The sequence below is a fragment of the Pseudomonas sp. URMO17WK12:I6 genome, assembly GCF_003253625.1.
Classification (GTDB): Bacteria; Pseudomonadota; Gammaproteobacteria; order Pseudomonadales; family Pseudomonadaceae; genus Aquipseudomonas.
Map to the genome: position 1 here is coordinate 728,337 of NZ_QKYZ01000001.1, position 18,852 is coordinate 747,188.

At 59.7% G+C, this 18,852-nt stretch carries 20 protein-coding genes; 9 read left to right on the plus strand and 11 right to left on the minus strand.

Annotated elements, in window-relative coordinates; translation table 11 throughout:
• Positions 1-32: 32 nt before the first annotated feature.
• Positions 33-983: a homoserine kinase gene (locus F475_RS03430; protein WP_111453132.1), complete on the plus strand. Its 951-nt coding sequence runs from the start codon at positions 33-35 to the stop codon at positions 981-983.
• Positions 984-1,030: 47 nt separating this feature from the next.
• Here the strand turns inward: F475_RS03430 and F475_RS03435 are convergent, their stop codons facing one another.
• Entirely contained in the window at positions 1,031-1,951 is a 921-nt protein-coding gene (locus tag F475_RS03435) for a zinc ABC transporter substrate-binding protein (RefSeq protein ID WP_111453150.1), read from the minus strand.
• 66 nt (positions 1,952-2,017) lie between these two features.
• Here F475_RS03435 and zur point away from each other — a divergent pair, with 66 nt between their 5' ends.
• The 4 genes from zur to F475_RS03455 are packed head-to-tail and all read left to right on the plus strand — an operon-like array spanning position 2,018 to position 4,820.
• Positions 2,018-2,500: a zinc uptake transcriptional repressor Zur gene (gene zur / locus F475_RS03440; RefSeq protein WP_026286509.1), complete on the plus strand. Its 483-nt coding sequence runs from the start codon at positions 2,018-2,020 to the stop codon at positions 2,498-2,500.
• On the plus strand, positions 2,500-3,285 hold the full coding sequence (znuC, locus tag F475_RS03445) for a zinc ABC transporter ATP-binding protein ZnuC (RefSeq protein WP_007940713.1): 786 nt from the start codon (positions 2,500-2,502) through the stop codon (positions 3,283-3,285). Before zur ends, znuC begins: the two co-directional genes overlap by 1 nt.
• Complete coding sequence (gene znuB / locus F475_RS03450; RefSeq protein ID WP_019580298.1) at positions 3,278-4,066, plus strand: zinc ABC transporter permease subunit ZnuB; 789 nt, start codon at positions 3,278-3,280, stop codon at positions 4,064-4,066. Before znuC ends, znuB begins: the two co-directional genes overlap by 8 nt.
• A 37-nt stretch (positions 4,067-4,103) precedes the next feature.
• A complete protein-coding gene (locus F475_RS03455) occupies positions 4,104-4,820 on the plus strand; it encodes a PA5502 family lipoprotein (RefSeq protein ID WP_064615672.1) in 717 nt (238 codons plus the stop codon).
• Positions 4,821-4,939: 119 nt separating this feature from the next.
• On the opposite strand, the gene katE is transcribed toward F475_RS03455, so the two are convergent.
• Positions 4,940-7,078: a catalase HPII gene (gene katE / locus F475_RS03460; RefSeq protein ID WP_290371192.1), complete on the minus strand. Its 2,139-nt coding sequence runs from the start codon at positions 7,076-7,078 to the stop codon at positions 4,940-4,942.
• A 248-nt stretch (positions 7,079-7,326) separates the two neighbouring features.
• Between katE and F475_RS03465 the strand changes: the two genes are divergently transcribed.
• Genes F475_RS03465 through F475_RS03475 form a run of 3 tightly spaced genes read left to right on the plus strand, consistent with a single transcriptional unit; the run spans position 7,327 to position 9,840 of the window.
• A complete protein-coding gene (locus tag F475_RS03465) occupies positions 7,327-8,334 on the plus strand; it encodes a methionine ABC transporter ATP-binding protein (protein ID WP_007940716.1) in 1,008 nt (335 codons plus the stop codon).
• Positions 8,334-9,008 (plus strand): methionine ABC transporter permease, encoded by a 675-nt coding sequence (locus F475_RS03470; RefSeq protein WP_111453134.1) that lies wholly within the window; start codon positions 8,334-8,336, stop codon positions 9,006-9,008. The genes F475_RS03465 and F475_RS03470 overlap by 1 nt, the downstream gene beginning before the upstream one ends.
• Positions 9,009-9,066: 58 nt before the next feature.
• Entirely contained in the window at positions 9,067-9,840 is a 774-nt protein-coding gene (locus tag F475_RS03475) for a MetQ/NlpA family ABC transporter substrate-binding protein (protein WP_111453135.1), read from the plus strand.
• 77 nt (positions 9,841-9,917) lie between these two features.
• Here the strand turns inward: F475_RS03475 and F475_RS03480 are convergent, their stop codons facing one another.
• The 5 genes from F475_RS03480 to F475_RS03500 are packed head-to-tail and all read right to left on the minus strand — an operon-like array spanning position 9,918 to position 13,826.
• Positions 9,918-10,553, minus strand: a complete 636-nt coding sequence (locus tag F475_RS03480) for an SCO family protein (protein WP_018927266.1) — start codon at positions 10,551-10,553, stop codon at positions 9,918-9,920.
• Positions 10,550-11,449, minus strand: a complete 900-nt coding sequence (gene cyoE / locus F475_RS03485) for a heme o synthase (protein WP_018927265.1) — start codon at positions 11,447-11,449, stop codon at positions 10,550-10,552. Before cyoE ends, F475_RS03480 begins: the two co-directional genes overlap by 4 nt.
• Entirely contained in the window at positions 11,437-12,516 is a 1,080-nt protein-coding gene (locus tag F475_RS03490; protein ID WP_018927264.1) for a heme A synthase, read from the minus strand. The genes cyoE and F475_RS03490 overlap by 13 nt, the downstream gene beginning before the upstream one ends.
• A gap of 10 nt (positions 12,517-12,526) precedes the next feature.
• The gene (locus F475_RS03495) at positions 12,527-13,120 is read right to left on the minus strand and encodes a hypothetical protein (RefSeq protein ID WP_086945258.1); all 594 of its coding nucleotides are present in this window, start codon (positions 13,118-13,120) and stop codon (positions 12,527-12,529) included.
• Positions 13,086-13,826 (minus strand): SURF1 family protein, encoded by a 741-nt coding sequence (locus tag F475_RS03500; protein WP_111453136.1) that lies wholly within the window; start codon positions 13,824-13,826, stop codon positions 13,086-13,088. Before F475_RS03500 ends, F475_RS03495 begins: the two co-directional genes overlap by 35 nt.
• 70 nt (positions 13,827-13,896) lie before the next feature.
• Here F475_RS03500 and F475_RS03505 point away from each other — a divergent pair, with 70 nt between their 5' ends.
• Entirely contained in the window at positions 13,897-14,100 is a 204-nt protein-coding gene (locus F475_RS03505) for a twin transmembrane helix small protein (RefSeq protein WP_018927261.1), read from the plus strand.
• A gap of 15 nt (positions 14,101-14,115) precedes the next feature.
• Here F475_RS03505 and F475_RS03510 read toward each other — a convergent pair whose 3' ends face one another.
• From F475_RS03510 to coxB, 4 genes are all read right to left on the minus strand, one after another.
• The gene (locus tag F475_RS03510; protein ID WP_018927260.1) at positions 14,116-15,003 is read right to left on the minus strand and encodes a cytochrome c oxidase subunit 3; all 888 of its coding nucleotides are present in this window, start codon (positions 15,001-15,003) and stop codon (positions 14,116-14,118) included.
• A 33-nt stretch (positions 15,004-15,036) separates the two neighbouring features.
• Positions 15,037-15,594 carry a cytochrome c oxidase assembly protein gene (locus tag F475_RS03515; protein ID WP_018927259.1) on the minus strand — a complete coding sequence of 186 codons (558 nt, stop codon included), beginning with the start codon at positions 15,592-15,594 and terminating at the stop codon, positions 15,037-15,039.
• A gap of 117 nt (positions 15,595-15,711) precedes the next feature.
• The gene (ctaD, locus tag F475_RS03520; RefSeq protein ID WP_018927258.1) at positions 15,712-17,304 is read right to left on the minus strand and encodes a cytochrome c oxidase subunit I; all 1,593 of its coding nucleotides are present in this window, start codon (positions 17,302-17,304) and stop codon (positions 15,712-15,714) included.
• 82 nt (positions 17,305-17,386) lie between these two features.
• Positions 17,387-18,514: a cytochrome c oxidase subunit II gene (gene coxB / locus F475_RS03525; RefSeq protein ID WP_019580289.1), complete on the minus strand. Its 1,128-nt coding sequence runs from the start codon at positions 18,512-18,514 to the stop codon at positions 17,387-17,389.
• Positions 18,515-18,852: the final 338 nt, after the last annotated feature.

Genomic DNA, 18,852 nt, shown 5'->3' on the forward strand with positions numbered 1-18,852 from the left:
CAACCGCGGCGCCCGTACTGGCAGTTTTAACCATGTCTGTGTTCACCCCCCTGGCTCGGCCCGAGCTGGAAACCTTTCTCGCCCCTTACGGGCTCGGCCGCCTGCTTGATTTCCAGGGGATCGCCGCCGGTAGCGAAAACACCAATTTCTTTATCAGCCTGGAGCAGGGCGAGTTTGTCCTGACCCTGGTCGAGCGCGGTCCGGTGCAGGAGATGCCGTTCTTCATCGAACTGCTCGATGTGCTGCACGACGCCAACCTGCCGGTGCCTTATGCCCTGCGCACCACCGACGGCGTTGCATTGCGCGAGTTGGCCGGTAAACCTGCGCTGTTGCAGCCACGTCTGGCGGGCAAGCACATCAAGGACGCCAACGCCCAGCATTGCGCTCAGGTCGGCGAGCTGCTGGCTCACCTGCACCTGGCGACCCAGGCCAACATGATCAAGCGCAAAACCGATCGTGGCCTGGACTGGATGCTGGAAGAGGGCACGCAGTTTCTCTCGCACCTGAACGCCGAACAAAGCGATTTGCTGCAACGGGCTCTGGAAGAGATCACCCAGCAGAAGACGAAAATTCTGGCGCTGCCGCGGGCCAACATCCATGCGGATCTGTTCCGCGACAATGCGATGTTCGAAGGCACGCACCTGACCGGGTTGATCGACTTCTACAACGCTTGTTCAGGGCCGATGCTCTATGACGTGGCAATTGCCTTGAACGACTGGTGTTCGGACGAGCAAGGGCAGCTCGACGGGGTTCGGGCGCGGGCGTTGCTGGGCGCTTATGCCGCGCTGCGACCGTTCACCGCTGCCGAAGCTGAGTTGTGGCCGACCATGCTGCGCGTGGCGTGCGTGCGGTTCTGGTTGTCGCGGTTGATTGCGGCGGAGTCTTTCGCTGGGCAGGACGTGTTGATTCACGATCCGATGGAGTTTCAACTGCGCTTGGCGCAGCGGCAGAAGGTCGACACGCCGCTGCCTTTCGCCCTTTAAAATGTGGCGAGGGGGCTTGCCCCCTCGCCTCAGGGTCTATGGGATGCTTACAACGACTCCAGGCACCCGGCCAAATCATTCCCCAACTTTTCCAGCACCTGCTCGTACCCCTGGGCAGTCGCTGGTGTGTACCCGCCCAGCGCATCCAGCTCTGCCAGTTTCACCGGTAGCCCGGCCACCAGGGTTTCTGCCAGGCGCGGGCGCAGCGGCGGTTCGCTGAACACGCAAGTTTTGCCGACTTCCTGCAACCGCGCGCGCATCGCCGCGACGTGCTGGGCACCGGGCTGTACTTCGGCTGCGACACTGAACACACCGGCGTGCTTGAGGCCGTAGGCGTCTTCGAAGTAGTCGAAGGCTTCGTGGAACACGAAGTAAGGCTTGTTCGCGATCCCTGCCATGCGAGCCTTCAGGCGTAGGTCCAGGGCATCCAGGCGTTCATCGAAGGCTTTGAGGTTGCTCTGATAGCGCGCCGCGTTAGCCGGATCGGCTGCACTCAGATCGGCCGCCATTTTGCTGGCGATCACTCGGGCGTTGATCGGTGACAACCACAAGTGCGCATCCAGGCTGCCGGGGCGATGATCGTGGTCATGCTCATCGGCTTCTTCGGCGTGGGAGTGGCTGTCTTCGGCGAAACGTCGCAGCTTCAGGCCAGGCAAATCCTGCACTGCGACGCTGGGCAGCGTACGACCTTTCAGTACGCGAGGCAGAAAACCCTCCATGTCCGGACCGATCCAGTAAACCAGGTCCACCGACTGCACCTTCCGTACGTCGGATGGGCGCAAGGCATAGTTATGCGGCGATGCCCCGGGTGGCAGCAACACTTCCGGAATCGCCACACCTTCCTGCACCGCAGCAGCAATCAGCTGCAGCGGCTTGATGCTGGTAAGTACTTTGACTTCGGCCTGGGCTGAACCGATCAGCAGAAAACTTGCGACAAATGCGACAAAGATAGAAAAAAGTCGGGACACGATGACCACTCGAAGAGGCGAGAACGGGTAACATAATAACGTCTCTCACAACACTCGTCGCCGCTCATGCCTAAAACACCGATTGCCAGTCGTCCCCACGACCACTCTCATTGCGTCCATAGCGCATTGTCTGAGGCCGATGCCTTGTGCGCACGTCAGGGGCTACGCCTGACCGCTTTGCGCCGGCGGGTGCTGGAACTGGTCTGGCAAAGCCATAAACCTCTGGGTGCCTACGACATTCTGGCGGTGCTCAGCGAGCAGGACGGCCGCCGAGCTGCGCCGCCGACCGTGTATCGTGCGCTGGATTTTCTGCTGGAAAACGGCCTGGTACACCGCATCTCCTCGCTGAACGCCTTCGTCGGCTGCAATCACCCGGAACACGCTCACCAAGGCCAGTTCCTGATTTGCCGCCAATGCCACGCCGCCATCGAGCTTGAACAGAAGTCCATCAGCGACGCGATCGTCGGCAGCGCCAGGGACGTCGGATTTATCGTCGAGGCCCAGACCGTTGAAGTCATCGGTCTCTGCTCGGGTTGCCAGGGGGCTTAATGAGCAATGCGCTGATCCGTCTTGAGCAGGTGGCCGTCACTTTTGCCGGGCAAAACGTGCTGGATAACATCGAACTGAGCGTCGAGCCGGGGCAGATCGTTACCCTGATCGGCCCTAATGGCGCCGGCAAAACCACGCTGGTGCGCGCGGTGCTCGGTTTGTTGAAGCCGGACAGCGGCAGCGTCTGGCGCAAGCCGAAGTTGCGCGTCGGTTACATGCCGCAAAAACTCCATGTCGATCCAACCCTGCCGCTATCAGTGCTGCGTTTCTTGCGTCTGGTCCCTGGCGTGGACCGCGCTCGGGCCTTGGCCGCCCTCAAGGAAGTCGGCGCCGAGCAGGTGATCGACAGCCCGGTGCAAAGTGTTTCCGGTGGCGAAATGCAGCGAGTACTGCTGGCCCGGGCATTGCTGCGCGAGCCGGAGTTGCTGGTGCTCGATGAGCCGGTACAAGGCGTCGACGTGGCCGGTCAAGCCGAGCTCTATAGCCTGATCACACGTCTGCGCGACCGTCATGGCTGCGGCGTATTGATGGTCTCTCACGATTTGCATCTGGTGATGAGCACCACCGACCAGGTGGTGTGCCTGAATCGCCATGTCTGCTGCTCCGGGCATCCCGAGCAGGTCAGCGGCGATCCCGCGTTCGTCGAACTGTTCGGAAAGAACGCGCAAAGTCTGGCGATTTATCACCACCATCACGACCACGCTCACGACCTGCATGGCTCGGTGGTCATTGCGACCCCGTCGGCCCATACCCACGTTCATGGAGATAGCTGCAAGCATGGCTGATTTTCTGCTCTTCGCCCTGCTTGCAGGTCTGGCCCTGGCGCTGGTTGCGGGCCCGTTGGGTTCGTTTGTGGTCTGGCGGCGCATGGCTTATTTCGGCGACACCCTGTCCCACGCCGCGCTGCTGGGTGTGGCGCTGGGCTTTCTGCTGGATGTCAGCCCGACCGTGGCTGTCACCGTAGGCTGCCTGTTGCTGGCAGTGTTGCTGGTGACGCTGCAACAGCGGCAGCCATTGGCGTCTGACACGCTGTTGGGAATTCTCGCACCGAGCACGCTCTCCCTGGGCCTGGTGGTACTAAGCTTCATGCATGAAGTGCGGATCGACCTGATGGCCTATCTGTTCGGCGACCTGCTGGCGATCAGCCCGACCGATCTGGCCTGGATCCTCGGCGGCAGCGCGGCGGTGCTGGTATTGCTTGTCACGCTGTGGCGACCCTTGCTGGCGATCACCGTGCATGAAGAACTGGCCAGGGTGGAAGGTTTGCCGGTGGCGGCGTTGCGTCTGGTCCTGATGTTGCTGATCGCCGTGGTGATCGCGGTGGCGATGAAAATCGTCGGCGTGTTGCTGATTACTTCGTTACTGATTATTCCGGCGGCTGCGGCACAACGTCACGCCCGCTCGCCGGAGCAGATGGCACTGGGCGCGAGCCTGCTGGGCATGCTCGCGGTGTGTGGCGGGCTGGCGTTGTCCTGGTTCAAGGACACCCCGGCTGGCCCGTCGATTGTGGTGGCGGCCGCCGCGTTGTTTCTGCTGAGTTTTGTCCTGCCCCGTCGAGGGGTGTAGACTTGCTCGTTTTTTGCGCAAATAGAGAGTCGCAGGAATGAAGCCGTTCGCCTCCCGTTATCTGCTCCTTGTCGCATTTTCGCTGCTACTGGGTGCTTGCCAAAGCACGCCGCCGGCGGCCACCGAGGCCCCCGATGCACGGGCCACGGCTATTGCACAGCTGGAACAAAGCCTGGCCAGCAGCGAGCTGGCCACCGCCGAGGATCAATTGGCGGCCTTGCAGGCCGAGTCGCCCAACGATCAATCCCTTGAGCAATACCAGCGGCAATTGGCCGAAGCCTATTTGCTGCGCAGCCAGATCGTGTTGCAAAAAGGTGATGTGAATGCCGCGGCCACTGCCCTCAGCCGTGCCCGGGTATTGATGCCCAAGGCCCCGGCGCTGACCGGTGGCGTTAATAATGCAATTGTTCATGCACGCAAGGCTGAACTGGATAAAGCCGAAGCGGCCCTCAAGGCTGCCGAAGCCAGACCGCAGGCCAAAGTGATCGACCCGACGGCTGAAAGCACGACGGTGGCATTGAACCTCAACGATATGAGCAAACTTCGTCGTCAACTGGATGCTATCGCCGCCGATGTGGTGAATTATCAGTGCGACGTGAGCATTCAGGTTCCCCGTACTCAGGACTACCCATGGTTGGCCACGTTGCTGACCAAACGGGTGAAGAAGCTGGATTCGGGGTTTGATCTGAAGCTGGAGAAACAGATTCTGCGCAATATTCCGGCGCAGATGGTTTTGAGCCCTCGCAAGCCCTAAAAGCATCGCGGGCAAGCCTAGGTCCTACAGGCCCGGATTGATCACACATTATGTGTACGACCCAAAACCGTAGGAGCGAGGCTTGCCCGCGAAGGCGCCCTTCCTGTCGATAGAAATCCCTAAGCCGGAATCGCCTTGGCCTTAGGCTCCCTGTCCCATACTCTATGCTGACCGATCGCGGCAAAAAACGCCTTGAACAACTTGGTATCCGTACCCACGATCAACCCCGCGTCCGCTTCCAGTTTCAATACCTCCAGCAACTGCTTCGCTTCGCCATGCAAGGCGATCGCCTTCAGGTGTTTGTATGCCTCCAACAGGTAATGCAGCGCCACACCATCACTGCTTAGTGCCTTGATCGACGCCGCGCCACCCGGCACGAACACCGCGTCGAAGGCCACGGAAGGCAAACCTTCCATCGACGCATCCACCGGCAGTGCTTTGCCATTGGCGGTGGTCACGGGGGCCGAGGTCGGGCCGAGCAGTTTGGCGTGAGCGCCTTCGGCCTTCAGCGCTTTCTTCATGGCGTCAATCGCCGCGCCATCGACACCGTTGGCCGCCAGGATCGCGACTTTTCGGGTTTTAATGTCTTCGGGCAACAAGTTAGCCTGGCTCAGGGCAGGGGAGTGATCCAGTGAGGTGTTACGCACCTTGACCGTTCCAGCCTTCGGGACCGGCAAGCCCAGGTTCTGCGCCACGCGCTTGGCCAGTTCCAGATCGATATTGGCCAGGATCTCATTGACCTGACGCACACGAATAAACTCGCGTTCGACCTTGCCCAGCTCAAAGCTGTAGGCGGCAATGATGTGCTCCTGTTCGTGCTTGCTCATGCTGTGGAAAAACAGCCGAGCCTGGGAGAAGTGGTCGCTGAACGACTCGCTGCGCTGGCGGATCTTGGCGGCGTCGACGCGCTCCGGGTAACTCTCGAAGCCGCCGTCCTGCGCTGCGGGCAGGGTCTCCTTCGGCCAGCCACTGTCGATGGAGTTCGGCTCGTAGGAAGCACGCCCCTTGTCGATGGTGGTGCGGTGCTGCGCATCCCGTTGACCGTTATGGAACGGTGCCAGTGGGCGGTTGATCGGGATCTCGTGAAAGTTCGGTCCGCCAAGTCGGCTGATCTGCGTATCGGTGTAGGAAAACAGCCGGCCTTGTAGCAGCGGATCATTCGAAAAATCGATTCCGGGCACGATATGCCCTGGGCAGAAGGCAACCTGTTCAGTCTCGGCGAAGAAGTTGTCCGGGTTGCGGTTGAGCACCATCTTGCCCAGGGGAGTGATCGGTACGATTTCCTCGGGGATGAGCTTGGTCGGATCAAGGATGTCGAAGTCGAAGGCATGTTCGCTTTCCTCCTCGATGACCTGTACGCCCAATTCCCACTCTGGATAGTCCCCCGTCTCGATGGACTCCCAGAGATCACGGCGATGGAAGTCGGCGTCTTTCCCGGCGAGCTTCTGCGCTTCATCCCACACCAGCGAACAGGTGCCGGCGACGGGGCGCCAATGGAATTTGACGAACCGCGATTTGCCCTCGGCGTTGATCATGCGGAACGTGTGCACGCCGAAGCCTTGCATGCTGCGCAGGCTTTTGGGGATCGCCCGGTCGGACATGGTCCAGATCACCATGTGCGCGGACTCCGGCACCAGAGAAACAAAGTCCCAAAAGGTGTCGTGGGCCGAACCGCCGGTAGGAATTTCATTGTGGGGCTCGGGTTTTACCGCGTGCACGAAGTCAGGAAACTTGATCGCATCCTGAATGAAGAACACCGGCATGTTGTTACCCACGAGGTCGAAGTTGCCTTCGTCGGTGAAAAACTTCACCGCGAAACCGCGTACGTCGCGCACGGTATCGCCCGACCCGCGCGGGCCTTGCACCGTGGAGAAGCGCACAAAAACCGGAGTTTTTTGATGTGGATCTTGTAGGAATGCGGCCTTGGTCAGTACGGAATGGGGCTCGTAGGCCTGGAAGTAACCGTGGGCGCCAGTGCCGCGGGCATGAACGATGCGCTCAGGAATACGTTCATGGTCAAAATGCGTGATCTTTTCACGCATGATGAAGTCTTCCAGCAATGACGGCCCACGGGCGCCGGCCTTCAACGTGTTCTGATTGTCCGCGACCTTCACGCCCTGGTTGGTGCGCAGGGCCTGCTCGGTGGCATCGGAGCGAAATTGTTCCAGGCTGTCGAGCTTGGGATTGGTGTTGCTGCGGTCCAGGGTATCGGTCCCGGCCAGTGCGCTGGTGGCGGCAGGCTTTTTAGTACTCATCAGACGTAGACTCCTCGTTGCGATTCCCGTCGTGGTCAGGGCTCATTGGCATTGCCCGGGCTTTTTCGAGTTGCTTAATGAGTGACTGATGAGGCGCTGGCGCCGTTCCTTTTTTCTGACCTTTGATCGCGTTATTGCCAAATCGCTGGTTGAAAGCGAAATAAATGCTAAGAACCTCTATACGGACAGGCTAAAATGCGCGCCCGGCTAACCGCTGATCCTTTTCTAACGCGCCCCACAAGGTTCGCTACGTGATCGAGTTTCAAAACGTCCACAAAACTTACCGCGTCGCCGGTAAGGATATTCCCGCCCTGCATCCGACCAGTCTGACGATTGAGAACGGTCAGGTCTTTGGCCTGATCGGCCATTCCGGTGCGGGAAAAAGTACCCTGCTGCGCCTGATCAATCGCCTGGAAAACTCCAGTGGCGGCAAGATCATCGTCGATGGTGAAGAAGTCACGGCGCTGGATGCCAATGGCCTGCGACGTTTCCGTCAGCAGGTCGGGATGATTTTCCAGCACTTCAACTTGCTGGCGTCCAAGACCGTGGCCGATAACGTTGCGCTACCGCTGACCCTCGCCGGTGAGCTGTCGCGTAGCGAAATCGACCAGCGTGTGGCGCAGTTGCTGGCGCGGGTTGGCCTGGCCGACCATGCGAAAAAATACCCGGCGCAACTGTCCGGTGGTCAGAAGCAGCGTGTCGGCATCGCCCGCGCCCTGGCAACCAAGCCGAAAATTTTGCTGTGCGACGAAGCCACCAGTGCCCTCGACCCGCAGACCACGGCGTCGGTTTTGCAATTGCTGGCCGAGATCAATCGCGAGCTGAAGCTGACCATTGTCCTGATCACCCACGAGATGGATGTGATCCGTCGAGTCTGCGATCAGGTGGCGGTGATGGATGCCGGTGTGATCGTCGAGCAAGGTTCGGTGGCCGAGGTGTTCCTGCATCCCAAGCACCCGACCACCAAGCGCTTCGTCCAGGAAGACGAGCAGATCGACGAGAACGAACAGCGCGACGACTTCGCTCACGTACCGGGCCGCATCGTACGTCTGACCTTCCAGGGCGAAGCGACCTACGCACCATTGCTGGGTACCGTCGCCCGGGAAACGGGCGTGGACTACAGCATCCTGGCCGGTCGTATCGATCGCATCAAAGAGGTTCCCTACGGCCAATTGACCCTGGCCGTCACCGGTGGCGACATGGAAGCGGCGTTTGCTCACTTCACCGCAGCTGATGTCCACATGGAGGTGCTGCGCTGATGGAAGCCCTGACTGTTCTGTTTTCCAATGTTGACTGGTTCGAGATCTGGGTCGCCACCTGCGACACACTCGTGATGCTTGGTGTCTCATTGTTCTTCACGGTGTTGATTGGCTTGCCGCTGGGCGTATTGCTTTTCCTCACATCTCCGCGTCAGTTGCTAGAGCAAAAGCAGGTGTATTCGGCAGTTGCTCTGGTGGTCAACTTGTTGCGTGCGTTACCGTTCATCATTCTGTTAATCGTGATGATTCCACTGACCCAACTGATCACTGGAACTTCACTGGGGGTCGCTGGCACCATTCCGCCACTGGTAGCGGGAGCTGCACCTTTTTTTGCGAGGCTGGTTGAAACGGCATTGCGAGAAGTAGATCGCGGCATTATTGAAGCTACCCAGGCCATGGGCGCAACGACCCGGCAAATCATCACCAATGCTCTATTACCGGAGGCCAAACCCGGCATTATTGCAGCCATTACCGTCACCTCGATCGCACTAGTCTCGTACACAGCCATCGCGGGAGTCGTGGGGGCTGGTGGTCTCGGCGACCTAGCGATTCGTTATGGTTATCAGCGTTTCCAGAACGATGTGATGTTTGTCACGGTGATACTGCTTCTGGTACTGGTCCATGTGCTGCAAAGCGTTGGCGACCGAATGGTGATCCGTGTTTCCCACAAATAATAGCAACGTCGGCGTTGATGCCGATGACGTCCGCCAGACGCAATCAAGGAGCCGTTAGATGAAAAAACTACTCGTCGCATTCGCTGCCATTGCAGCCTTTTCCGCCCACGCTGCCGACACCCTGACCGTTGCGGCCACCCCGGTGCCCCACGCGGAAATCCTCGAGTTCGTTAAACCGGCCCTGGCCAAAGAAGGCGTGGACCTGAAAGTCAAAGTCTTCACCGACTACATCCAGCCGAACGTACAGGTGGCCGAGAAGCGTCTGGACGCCAACTTCTTCCAGCACCAACCCTACCTGGATGAATTCAACAAGGCCAAGGGCACTAACCTAGTCAGCGTTGCCGGTGTGCACCTGGAGCCGCTGGGCGCTTACTCCAGCAAGTACAAGAAACTGGAAGAGCTGCCGGGCGGCGCCAACGTGGTGATCCCGAACGACGCCACCAACGGCGGCCGTGCGCTGTTGCTGCTGGCGAAGGCTGGCCTGATCAAGTTGAAGGATTCGAACAACATCCTGTCGACCGTCAAGGACATCACCGAGAACACCAAGGACCTGAAATTCCGTGAACTGGAAGCCGCGACCATCCCGCGCGTGCTGACTCAGGTCGACCTGGCGCTGATCAACACCAACTACGCGCTGGAAGCCAAGCTCGATCCGTCCAAGGACGCGCTGGTCATCGAAGGCAACGACTCGCCGTACGTGAACATCCTCGTTGCCCGTCCGGACGACAAGGACAGCGCGGCAATGCAGAAACTGGTTGCTGCCCTGCACAGCCCGGAAGTGAAAGCCTTCATTCTCGAGAAGTACAAAGGCGCGGTATTGCCGGCGTTCTGATCTGAAGCTTTAACGAAAAAAATGGGGCGCATTGAATGCGCCCCATTTTTTTGCCTGAAACACCGTACCTGTGGTGCTTATTGACGGTTGAGCATCACCGGCAACTGCGCCACCAGTTTCTGGTTATTCAGCGGTGCACGAATGAACCCGCGTTGAGTCCCGTCCGGTCCGATCACCGCCAGGTTGCCGCTGTGGTCGACGGTGTAGTTCGGCTTGCTGGTGTCCGCCGGAATGAACGGAATGCTCACCGCGTTGGCCATTTTCTGAAGGTCTTCGACCGAGGCTGCGGTCAGCCCGATGAATTGCGGATCGAAGTAGCCCAGGTACTGCTTGAGTTGCTTGGGCGTATCGCGGTTAGGGTCGACGCTGACCAGGATGACCTGCAACTTGTTCACCGCATCCGCCGGCAGTTCACTCTTGATCTGCCGCAGCTGGGCGAGGGTGGTCGGGCAGATGTCCGGGCAGAAGGTGTAGCCGAAGAACAGCAAACTCCACTTGCCTTTCAGTTCGTTGACCGCCACTGGCTTGCCGTCCTGATCGGTCATCTTCACGTCCGGCAGATTACGGCTTTGGGGCAGCAGGATGATCCCTGCATCAATCAGCGCCGTCGGGTCTCCCTGGTTTTTCCCGGTCAGTACTTTATTGACGGTCAGGCCCAGGATCAGCGCGATCAGGGCAACGAGGATGAAGACGGTTTTCTGGGTTCGGGTCATAGGATCAGCAGTAAGTAGTGGTCTACGAGCAGCGCGATAAACAGCAGGAACAAGTAGTAGATAGAGTACTTGAACGTGTTGATCGCCGCGTGCGGTCGAGTGCCACGGTACAGCACCACGGCCCATTGCAGAAACCTTGCGCCCAGTAAGAGGGCACACATCAGGTAGAGCACGCCGCTCATGTGGATCACGTAGGGCATCAGGCTGACGGCCAGCAACGCAAAGGTATAAAGCAGGATGTGGACTTTGGTGTAGTGCTCGCCATGGGTCACCGGCAGCATCGGAATGTCAGCCTTGGCGTATTCTTCCTTGCGGTGAATCGCCAGCGCCCAGAAGTGCGGCGGGGTCCAGGCGAAGATGATCAGCACCAGCAACAATGGTTCGGCGCCGACATGACCGGTGGCGGCGGTCCAGCCGAGCAGTGGCGGGGCAGCTCCGGCGAGGCCGCCGATGACGATGTTCTGCGGCGTCGCGCGTTTCAGGAAACCGGTGTAGACCACGGCATAACCGAGCAAGGAGGCGAGGGTCAGCCACGCCGTCAACGGGTTGGTGAAAGTCAGTAGCAAGGCCTGGCCGAGCATCGCCAGTATCAGGGCGAAGGTCAGCGCGGCGGCTGGAGATACCCGGCCTTCGGCCAGGGGCCGTTTGTGGGTCCGGGCCATGACCGCGTCGATGCGCCGGTCCACCACATGATTGACCGCCGCGGCACCGCCGGCACACAGGGCGATCCCCAGATTGCCGAACACCAGCACCGTCCATGGCACCCCGGCGCGGGTCGCGAGGAACATGCCGACCAGCGAGGTGATGAGCATCAACACCACCACTTTCGGCTTGGTCAGTTCCAGATAGTCTCGCCAGATGGCCTGACTGTGACGTTCGCCGATCAGAGTCGCCATGGCATCTCTCCTTTTATTGTTATGGGCCCGGCCGAGTGTTTACGCAGGCGTAGACGCCAGCGACGAGGGGGCTGATGCTTGACCCGAACCAGGCTGGTTCGCGCGTGATAATTGACCAGCACCATCGTCAGCAACAGCGCCGCACCGCCGGCGTTGTGGGCGACGGCCACCGGCAGCGGCAAGTGGAACACCACGTTGCTGATGCCCAAGGTGATTTGTGCGGCAAGGGCGATCAGCACCATGACGGCCAGGCGCGTCATGCCGACGACCTTCAGTTGCCAGGCCAGACCGAGCAGAACAAAGGTGACCAGTAATGCGCCGATGCGGTGAGTCAGGTGAATCGCGGTGCGGGCATCGCTGTCCAGCTGCCCGCCCAGATAATTCGGGCCGATGTGCTGGGTCAGGTGAAAACCGTTGGCGAAATCAGCCGGCGGCAGCCATTGGCCGTGGCAGGTCGGAAAGTCGATGCAGGCTACCGCCGCGTAATTGGAGCTGACCCAGCCACCGAGAGCAATTTGCAGGATCACCAGCAGCAAGCCGGCGGTTGCCCAGTATTGCAAACGTCGAGGCACGGTCAGCGCTGGCAATACGCCGGACAGGCGCAAGGTCAGCAGAAACAACAGGCTCAAGGTCGCAAAACCACCGAGTAAATGTCCGGTGACCACTTGCGGCCAAAGCTTGAGCGTCACCGTCCACATGCCGAAAGCCGCTTGGCCAATGACCAACGCCAGCAGGAACAGCGGCAACTTCACCGGCTGCCCCGGATGATGACGATGGACCCAGGCGCGGCCCGCCAGCACCGCGATCAGCAGCCCCAGCGTGCCGGCGAAGTAGCGATGGACCATTTCGTTCCAGCCCTTGTGGGCTTCCACCGGGGTGTCTGGAAAATGCAGTTCGGCATGAGCCAGTTGGGCTTCGCTTTGCGGCACGCTGATAAAACCGTAGCAACCGGGCCAGTCCGGGCAACCGAGGCCGGCGTGGGTCAGGCGTGTGTAAGCGCCGAGCAACACCACAATCAGTGCCAGCAAGGTGGCAAACAGCGCGAGGCGAAATCCAGGTTTGGCCATGACGATGCCCTTATCCGATGTTCGACAGTTTCAGCAGGTGGCGCAGGTCGTTGAGCAGATCCTTGCCCTTCACCGTCGGGTCGTAACGCAGCACCAGATTGCCGTGAGGGTCGATGATCCACAGGTGCGGCGTGTCATTGCTCTGTGCGCCTTTGATGTAGGACGGCAGGTCCAATGAATAGCGTTGCAACTGTGGGTACTCGCGTTGAAGTTTAGTCTCGTAATCGCTGTTCAGCGGCTGCGCGATCGCCAGCGCATGGCTGGCGCGGGCAGCATCGCGACCGAGGCCGATCTGGATCTGCCGCGCCAGATAAACCAGCTGCTGGCAATCCACCGAGCAGTCCTTCGGTGCCGTTACCAGCAACTGCCAGCGGTCTTCCTGGGCCTGTACGCCGATGTCGGCGCGGGTCTGGCCGTTACCGATCAGTTCACCGTGATAACTGCGGCCTTCGGGTACCCAGAACTGCAATTTGTACATGCCGGTGGCGAGGATCATCGGACCGATCACCCCCAATAGGATCAGCAGCAACTGCAAGCGTCCGCGCCGCCGATTCACCGGTGTTTTCGCCTCAGACATGCCGGGTGGATTCATGGCCACTCCCATTATTGTTCTCCTTTGCGTTGTGCCATCCGAGATAGAGATAAAGGCCGAACAGCGCGATCGCCAGGGCGAACCACTGCACGGCGTAAGCCAGGTGCTTTTCCGGCCCCATGGCCACCACCGGCCAATCGGCGCGGTAGGTCGCAGGGCCACTTTGCGCGCGTAATTCGTAGGCGAAACCGTCACGTTCAAGCGCCGTCCACAACCTGGCCGGTTCAACGGCGGTGATCAGTTGTGGCCAGGTCGTGGTGTTGGGGTCGGCGTGCAACTGGAACGTTGCGCCGGGGGAGACGTAGACCCAGGCGTCGAGGCTCAACACCTGAGTCGGTGTGGTGAATGACGGCGGGGTACGCCGATCCGGCCACGGCAGCCAGCCGCGATTGACCAGCAGCCAGAGCCCGGTGGCCTGATCCTGAAACGGTTGTAACAGCTCGACCCCGACCTTGCCGTCGCGCTGCCGGTTATCCAGCAGCAGGCTGTGTTCGGCATCGAACTGGCCGTGCAGGCGAACCCGGCGAAAGGCCGGATCTTCGGTGTGTTGCAGTTCGGTGCTGGCCATCGGTTCGGCCGCCCGGCGCTCGGCGTAATTTTGCAGCAGCGCGCTTTTCTCCGCGCCCCGGCTCAACTGCCAGAAGCCGAGTGACACCAGCAAGGGCAGCAGCACCGCGACCACCAGAGTCGGCACGAGGCCCAGCCGGAAGCGCTTCATGGCGTCGCCAGAAAGTCGGTCATCGCGATAGCTATACTCACATGCATCGCCTGTCCCCCGGAGTGTCACCATGCTCAAAGCAGCCATCGTCCTGATGCTGATTGCCACGGTTGTCAGCCTGTTCAGCGGCCTGTTTTTTCTGGTCAAGGACGACAGCAGCTCGAATCGCCTGGTCATCGCCTTGAGTATTCGTGTTGCGCTGGCCGCCATTACTGTCGGCTTGATCGCCTGGGGTTTTTTCAGCGGCCAGTTGGTGTCCCACGTGCCTTGGTAGTCATGAGTGCCAGGCTCAAAGTACGTAGACGAAAACGAACAACCCGATCCACACCACATCCACAAAGTGCCAGTACCAGGTCGCCGCCTCGAAGCCGAAATGGTGGTCTGCATTGAAGTGCCCGCGCATGATGCGCATCAGCATCACGAACAGAATGATGGTGCCGATGGTCACGTGGGCACCGTGGAAACCGGTGAGCATGAAGAACGTTGCGCCGTAGATGCCGGAACCGAGGGTCAAGCCCAGCTCGTGGTAGGCGTGCAGGTATTCTTTGGCTTGAAAGCCCAGGAAGCCGCAACCGAGCAACACGGTCAGCGCCAGCCAGATTTTCAACGCCCCGCGATGGCCTTTCTTCAAGGCGTGGTGAGCGATGGTCACGGTGACGCTGGAACTCACCAGCAGTACGGTGTTGAGCAGCGGCAGACCCCAGGGGCTGATGACTTCCTTGGGGGGAGGAAAGAGTTTCGAGTCCGGGTTGTTCAGCAGCGGCCAGGTGAATTCGAACGTCGGCCACAGCATATGGGCGATGCCTTTGGTGCCTTCACCACCCAGTGCCGGGCCCGCGATGTTGCGCACATAAAACAGCGCACCGAAAAAGGCCAGGAAGAACATCACCTCCGAGAAAATGAACCAGCTCATGCCCCAGCGGAACGAGCGGTCGAGTTGCGGGCTGTACAACCCCGCGCGACTCTCCTTGACCACCGTCCCGAACCAGCCGAACAGCATGTAGGCCAGCAGCAGTCCGCCGACGAAAAAGATCAGCGGGCCATGGGATTCTGGCCGCGCAGCCTTCAGGTCGTTGAACCAGGTGCCCAGGCCGAACACCGTGACCAGCATGCCGATCGTGGCGATGATCGGCCATTTGCTCTGGGCTGGAACGTAATAATGTTCATGAGTTGCCATTTATTGTTCTCCTTATCGGGCACGCTTTAACGCCTAGCCACCCGTGCTTGCTGCAACAGCTACGGGCGGATGACGTGCGGTGATATCGAACAGCGTGTAGGACAGCGTCAGGTGCTTCACATCCTTGGGCATGTCGCGGTCAACGATGAACCGTACTGGCATCTCGATGCGTTGACCGGGCTGCAGCACTTGCTGGGTAAAGCAGAAACATTCGGTCTTGTGGAAGTACGCCGCAGCTGCACTCGGCGCGATACTCGGCACCGCCTGGGCGCTCATCGGCCGGTCGGTGGGGTTGTGGGCGATAAAAATCATCTCGTTCACCGCCCCGGGGTGCGCGGTCAGCTCATCCGTCTTGGGATAGAAATCCCAGGGCATGTCAGCAGCGTTGGTCGACAGAAACTGCACGCGAACCTGGCGCGAGGCGTCGACCGTTTGCTCGCCTTCATACTGCCCGGCGGTTTTGCCATTGATGCCGAATGCCTTGCACATCACGTCGTAGATCGGTACCAGGGCAAAGCCGAAGACAAACATCGCCGCCACCACCAGCAACAGGCGGGTGACCAGTTTCTTCATCGAGATCGAGTCAGCCATTATTTCCAGCCTCTACGCCATATCCTGTAGGAGCTGGCTTGCCAGCGAAGGCGGAGTGTCTGACACACCGCGCTGCGTTCATCGCCAGCAAGCCGGCTCCTACAGGACCGAGGCGTTTCATTTCACTTCCGGCGGTGTGGTGAAGGTGTGATACGGCGCGGGCGATGGAATGCTCCATTCCAGCCCTTCGGCACCATCCCACGGCTTGGCCGGTGCCGGCTCGCCGCCGCGAATGGTCTTGATCACGATGAACAGGAAGAAGATCTGCGTGGCACCAAACATGAACGCGCCGATCGACGACACCATGTTGAAGTCGGCGAATTGCAGGTTGTAGTCCGGAATCCGCCGCGGCATGCCCGCCAGGCCCACGAAGTGCATCGGGAAGAACGCCATGTTCATGCCGATGAAAGACAGCCAGAAGTGCAGCTTGCCGAGGGTTTCGTCGTACATGTGGCCGGTCCATTTCGGCAGCCAGAAGTAAGCCGAGGCGAAGATCCCGAAGATCGCCCCCGGCACCAGCACGTAATGGAAGTGCGCGACCACGAAGTAGGTGTCCTGGTACTGGAAGTCTGCCGGGGCGATGGCCAGCATCAGCCCGGAGAATCCGCCAATGGAGAACAGGATCACGAACGCCACGGCGAACAGCATCGGCGTCTCGAAGGTCAGCGAGCCTTGCCACATGGTGCTGGCCCAGTTGAACACCTTCACGCCGGTCGGCACTGCGATCAGCAGCGTGGCGTACATGAAGAACAACTCGCCCACCAGCGGAATGCCGACCACGAACATGTGGTGCGCCCAGACGATGAATGACAGGAACGCAATACTGGCCGTGGCATAGACCATCGAGGTGTAGCCAAACAGCGGCTTGCGCGAGAACGCCGGAATGATTGAGCTGACGGCACCGAAGGCCGGCAGGATCATGATGTACACCTCGGGGTGGCCGAAGAACCAGAACACGTGCTGGAACAGCACCGGATCACCGCCACCGGCGGCACTGAAGAAACTGGTGCCGAAGTGGATGTCCATCAGCATCATGGTCACGCAGCCGGCCAGCACCGGCATCACCGCGATCAGCAGGAACGCGGTGATCAGCCAGGTCCAGACGAACAGCGGCATTTTCATCAACGTCATGCCGGGGGCGCGCAGGTTGAGGATGGTCGCGATCACGTTGATTGCGCCCATGATCGAACTGATCCCCATCAAGTGGATGGCGAAGATGAAGAACGTCACGCTTTCCGGCGCGTAGGTGGTCGACAGCGGTGCGTAGAAGGTCCAGCCGAAGTTCGGCCCGCCACCGGGGGTGAACAGGGTCGATACCAGCAGCAGGAACGCGGCCGGCAAAAGCCAGAAGCTGAAGTTGTTCATTCGCGGCAGGGCCATGTCCGGCGCGCCGATCATCAACGGGATCATCCAGTTGGCAAGGCCGACGAAGGCCGGCATCACCGCACCGAACACCATCACCAGACCGTGCATGGTGGTCATCTGGTTGAAGAACGCCGGTTCGACGATTTGCAGTCCCGGCTGGAACAGCTCGGCACGGATCACCATGGCGAACGAGCCGCCCAGCAGGAACATAGTGAATGCAAACCACAGGTACAGCGTGCCGATATCCTTGTGGTTAGTGGTCAACACCCAGCGCATCAGGCCTTTGGCGGGGCCGTGGGCGTGGGCGGTATCGGTATGAACATGGTCATCGACTACAACAGTCATGTCCTGTCTCCTGCAAACGGCTGGGCTGGGCGAACCGGGACGTCATGCCCCGACCGATTCCTTGAGTACGCAATAGACCGGGTCATTTGCTTTCCGCCTGTTTCAGCTCCAGCACTTCTTTAGGGGTGACCATGTCGCCTTTGTTGTTGCCCCAGGCGTTACGTTCGTAGGTCACGACCGCCGCGATATCGACTTCCGAGAGCTGCTTGCCGAACGCCGCCATCGCGGTGCCGGGCTTGCCGTGGAAGACCAGGCTCAGGTGAGCCTCTTTCGGCCCGGTGGCGATTTTCGAGCCCTTGAGTGCCGGGAACATCGGCGGCAGGCCCTGGCCTTCGGCCTGGTGACAGGCCACGCAAGTGGTGTGATAAATCTTGTCGCCGCGCTCCTTGAGCTCGTCGAGGGTCCATTCCTTGCTGGTCAGCTCTTTGAGTTGCGCGGCTTCCGCCTTGCGCTCGCCCAGCCATTTTTCGTAGTCGGCCTTTTCCTTGACCTCGACCACGATCGGCATGAAGCCGTGGTCCTTGCCGCACAGCTCGGCGCACTGGCCACGGTAGATGCCGGGCTTGTCGACACGGGTCCAGGATTCATTGACGAAGCCCGGAATCGCATCGCGCTTGACTGCGAAGGCCGGCACCCACCAAGAGTGGATGACATCGGCGGAGGTCACCAGAAAACGCACCTTGGCACCGATCGGCAGCACCAGTGGCTTGTCGACCTCCAGCAGGTAATGCTCGCCCTTGGCTTCCTTGTTGTGGATCTGATCGGCGGGGGTAGTCAGGTTGCTGAAAAATTCGACGTCCTGACCCAGGTATTTGTAATGCCACTTCCACTGATAGCCGGTGACCTGGATATCGATATCCGGCTCCGTGTTGTCGTACATCTTGATCAGTGTGGCGGTTGCAGGGACCGCCATGGCTACCAGGATAAGCAGGGGGACGATGGTCCAGAGGATTTCAACGGTGGTGCTTTCATGAAATTTTGCGGCCACCTGCCCGGTCGAGCGGCGGTGGATCATCATCGACCAGAACATGGCGCCGAAGACGATGATGCCGATCACCACACAAATCCAGAAAATGGTCATGTGCAGATCGAATACTGCGTGACTGATCTCAGTCGCTCCAGGCGCCATATTGACAGTCCAGGCCGCTTGCGCCTGACTGAAAATCGACCACAACAGGAGGCCCATCCAGACATGTGGATGTCGCATCATTGCGGGTTCCCCTTATCGTTCTTGTTATCCCGTAGGCGTAACGCCTGCGGCAAGGGAGCGGCATTTTCAGACCACGAACTTGAATCGCCGAGCCTTGCTGCGTATGCAGTCGGGTGTCATCAGCTAACTCCATTCAGAACCGAGTATAGACAGCGACTGCCACCTCGCAACGCGATGGGGTAAATCAGCTGAAACAGGTTGGACTTGCGTTCCAGGTCACGAATGGAGAAGGATGCAGACGAGTGGTGGCAAATCGATATAACTTCGATGTCTCAAGGATGAAATAATTATGACAAATGCGTCTTAGCCTTTTTCCTGAGCCAGCTAAGTTATGTCTT

Bases quoted from the DNA above. Each gene is read 5' to 3' on its own strand.
- F475_RS03510 (WP_018927260.1), bottom strand. From the start codon at position 15,003: ATGGCAACTCATGAACATTATTACGTTCCAGCCCAGAGCAAATGGCCG.
- F475_RS03430 (WP_111453132.1), top strand. From the start codon at position 33: ATGTCTGTGTTCACCCCCCTGGCTCGGCCCGAGCTGGAAACCTTTCTC.
- F475_RS03455 (WP_064615672.1), top strand. From the start codon at position 4,104: ATGAAGCCGTTCGCCTCCCGTTATCTGCTCCTTGTCGCATTTTCGCTG.
- F475_RS03480 (WP_018927266.1), bottom strand. From the start codon at position 10,553: ATGACCCGAACCCAGAAAACCGTCTTCATCCTCGTTGCCCTGATCGCG.
- cyoE (WP_018927265.1), bottom strand. From the start codon at position 11,449: ATGGCGACTCTGATCGGCGAACGTCACAGTCAGGCCATCTGGCGAGAC.
- znuB (WP_019580298.1), top strand. From the start codon at position 3,278: ATGGCTGATTTTCTGCTCTTCGCCCTGCTTGCAGGTCTGGCCCTGGCG.
- F475_RS03490 (WP_018927264.1), bottom strand. From the start codon at position 12,516: ATGGCCAAACCTGGATTTCGCCTCGCGCTGTTTGCCACCTTGCTGGCA.
- coxB (WP_019580289.1), bottom strand. From the start codon at position 18,514: ATGATGCGACATCCACATGTCTGGATGGGCCTCCTGTTGTGGTCGATT.
- F475_RS03500 (WP_111453136.1), bottom strand. From the start codon at position 13,826: ATGAAGCGCTTCCGGCTGGGCCTCGTGCCGACTCTGGTGGTCGCGGTG.
- zur (WP_026286509.1), top strand. From the start codon at position 2,018: ATGCCTAAAACACCGATTGCCAGTCGTCCCCACGACCACTCTCATTGC.
- F475_RS03495 (WP_086945258.1), bottom strand. From the start codon at position 13,120: ATGGGAGTGGCCATGAATCCACCCGGCATGTCTGAGGCGAAAACACCG.
- ctaD (WP_018927258.1), bottom strand. From the start codon at position 17,304: ATGACTGTTGTAGTCGATGACCATGTTCATACCGATACCGCCCACGCC.
- F475_RS03475 (WP_111453135.1), top strand. From the start codon at position 9,067: ATGAAAAAACTACTCGTCGCATTCGCTGCCATTGCAGCCTTTTCCGCC.
- F475_RS03470 (WP_111453134.1), top strand. From the start codon at position 8,334: ATGGAAGCCCTGACTGTTCTGTTTTCCAATGTTGACTGGTTCGAGATC.
- F475_RS03515 (WP_018927259.1), bottom strand. From the start codon at position 15,594: ATGGCTGACTCGATCTCGATGAAGAAACTGGTCACCCGCCTGTTGCTG.
- znuC (WP_007940713.1), top strand. From the start codon at position 2,500: ATGAGCAATGCGCTGATCCGTCTTGAGCAGGTGGCCGTCACTTTTGCC.
- F475_RS03505 (WP_018927261.1), top strand. From the start codon at position 13,897: ATGCTCAAAGCAGCCATCGTCCTGATGCTGATTGCCACGGTTGTCAGC.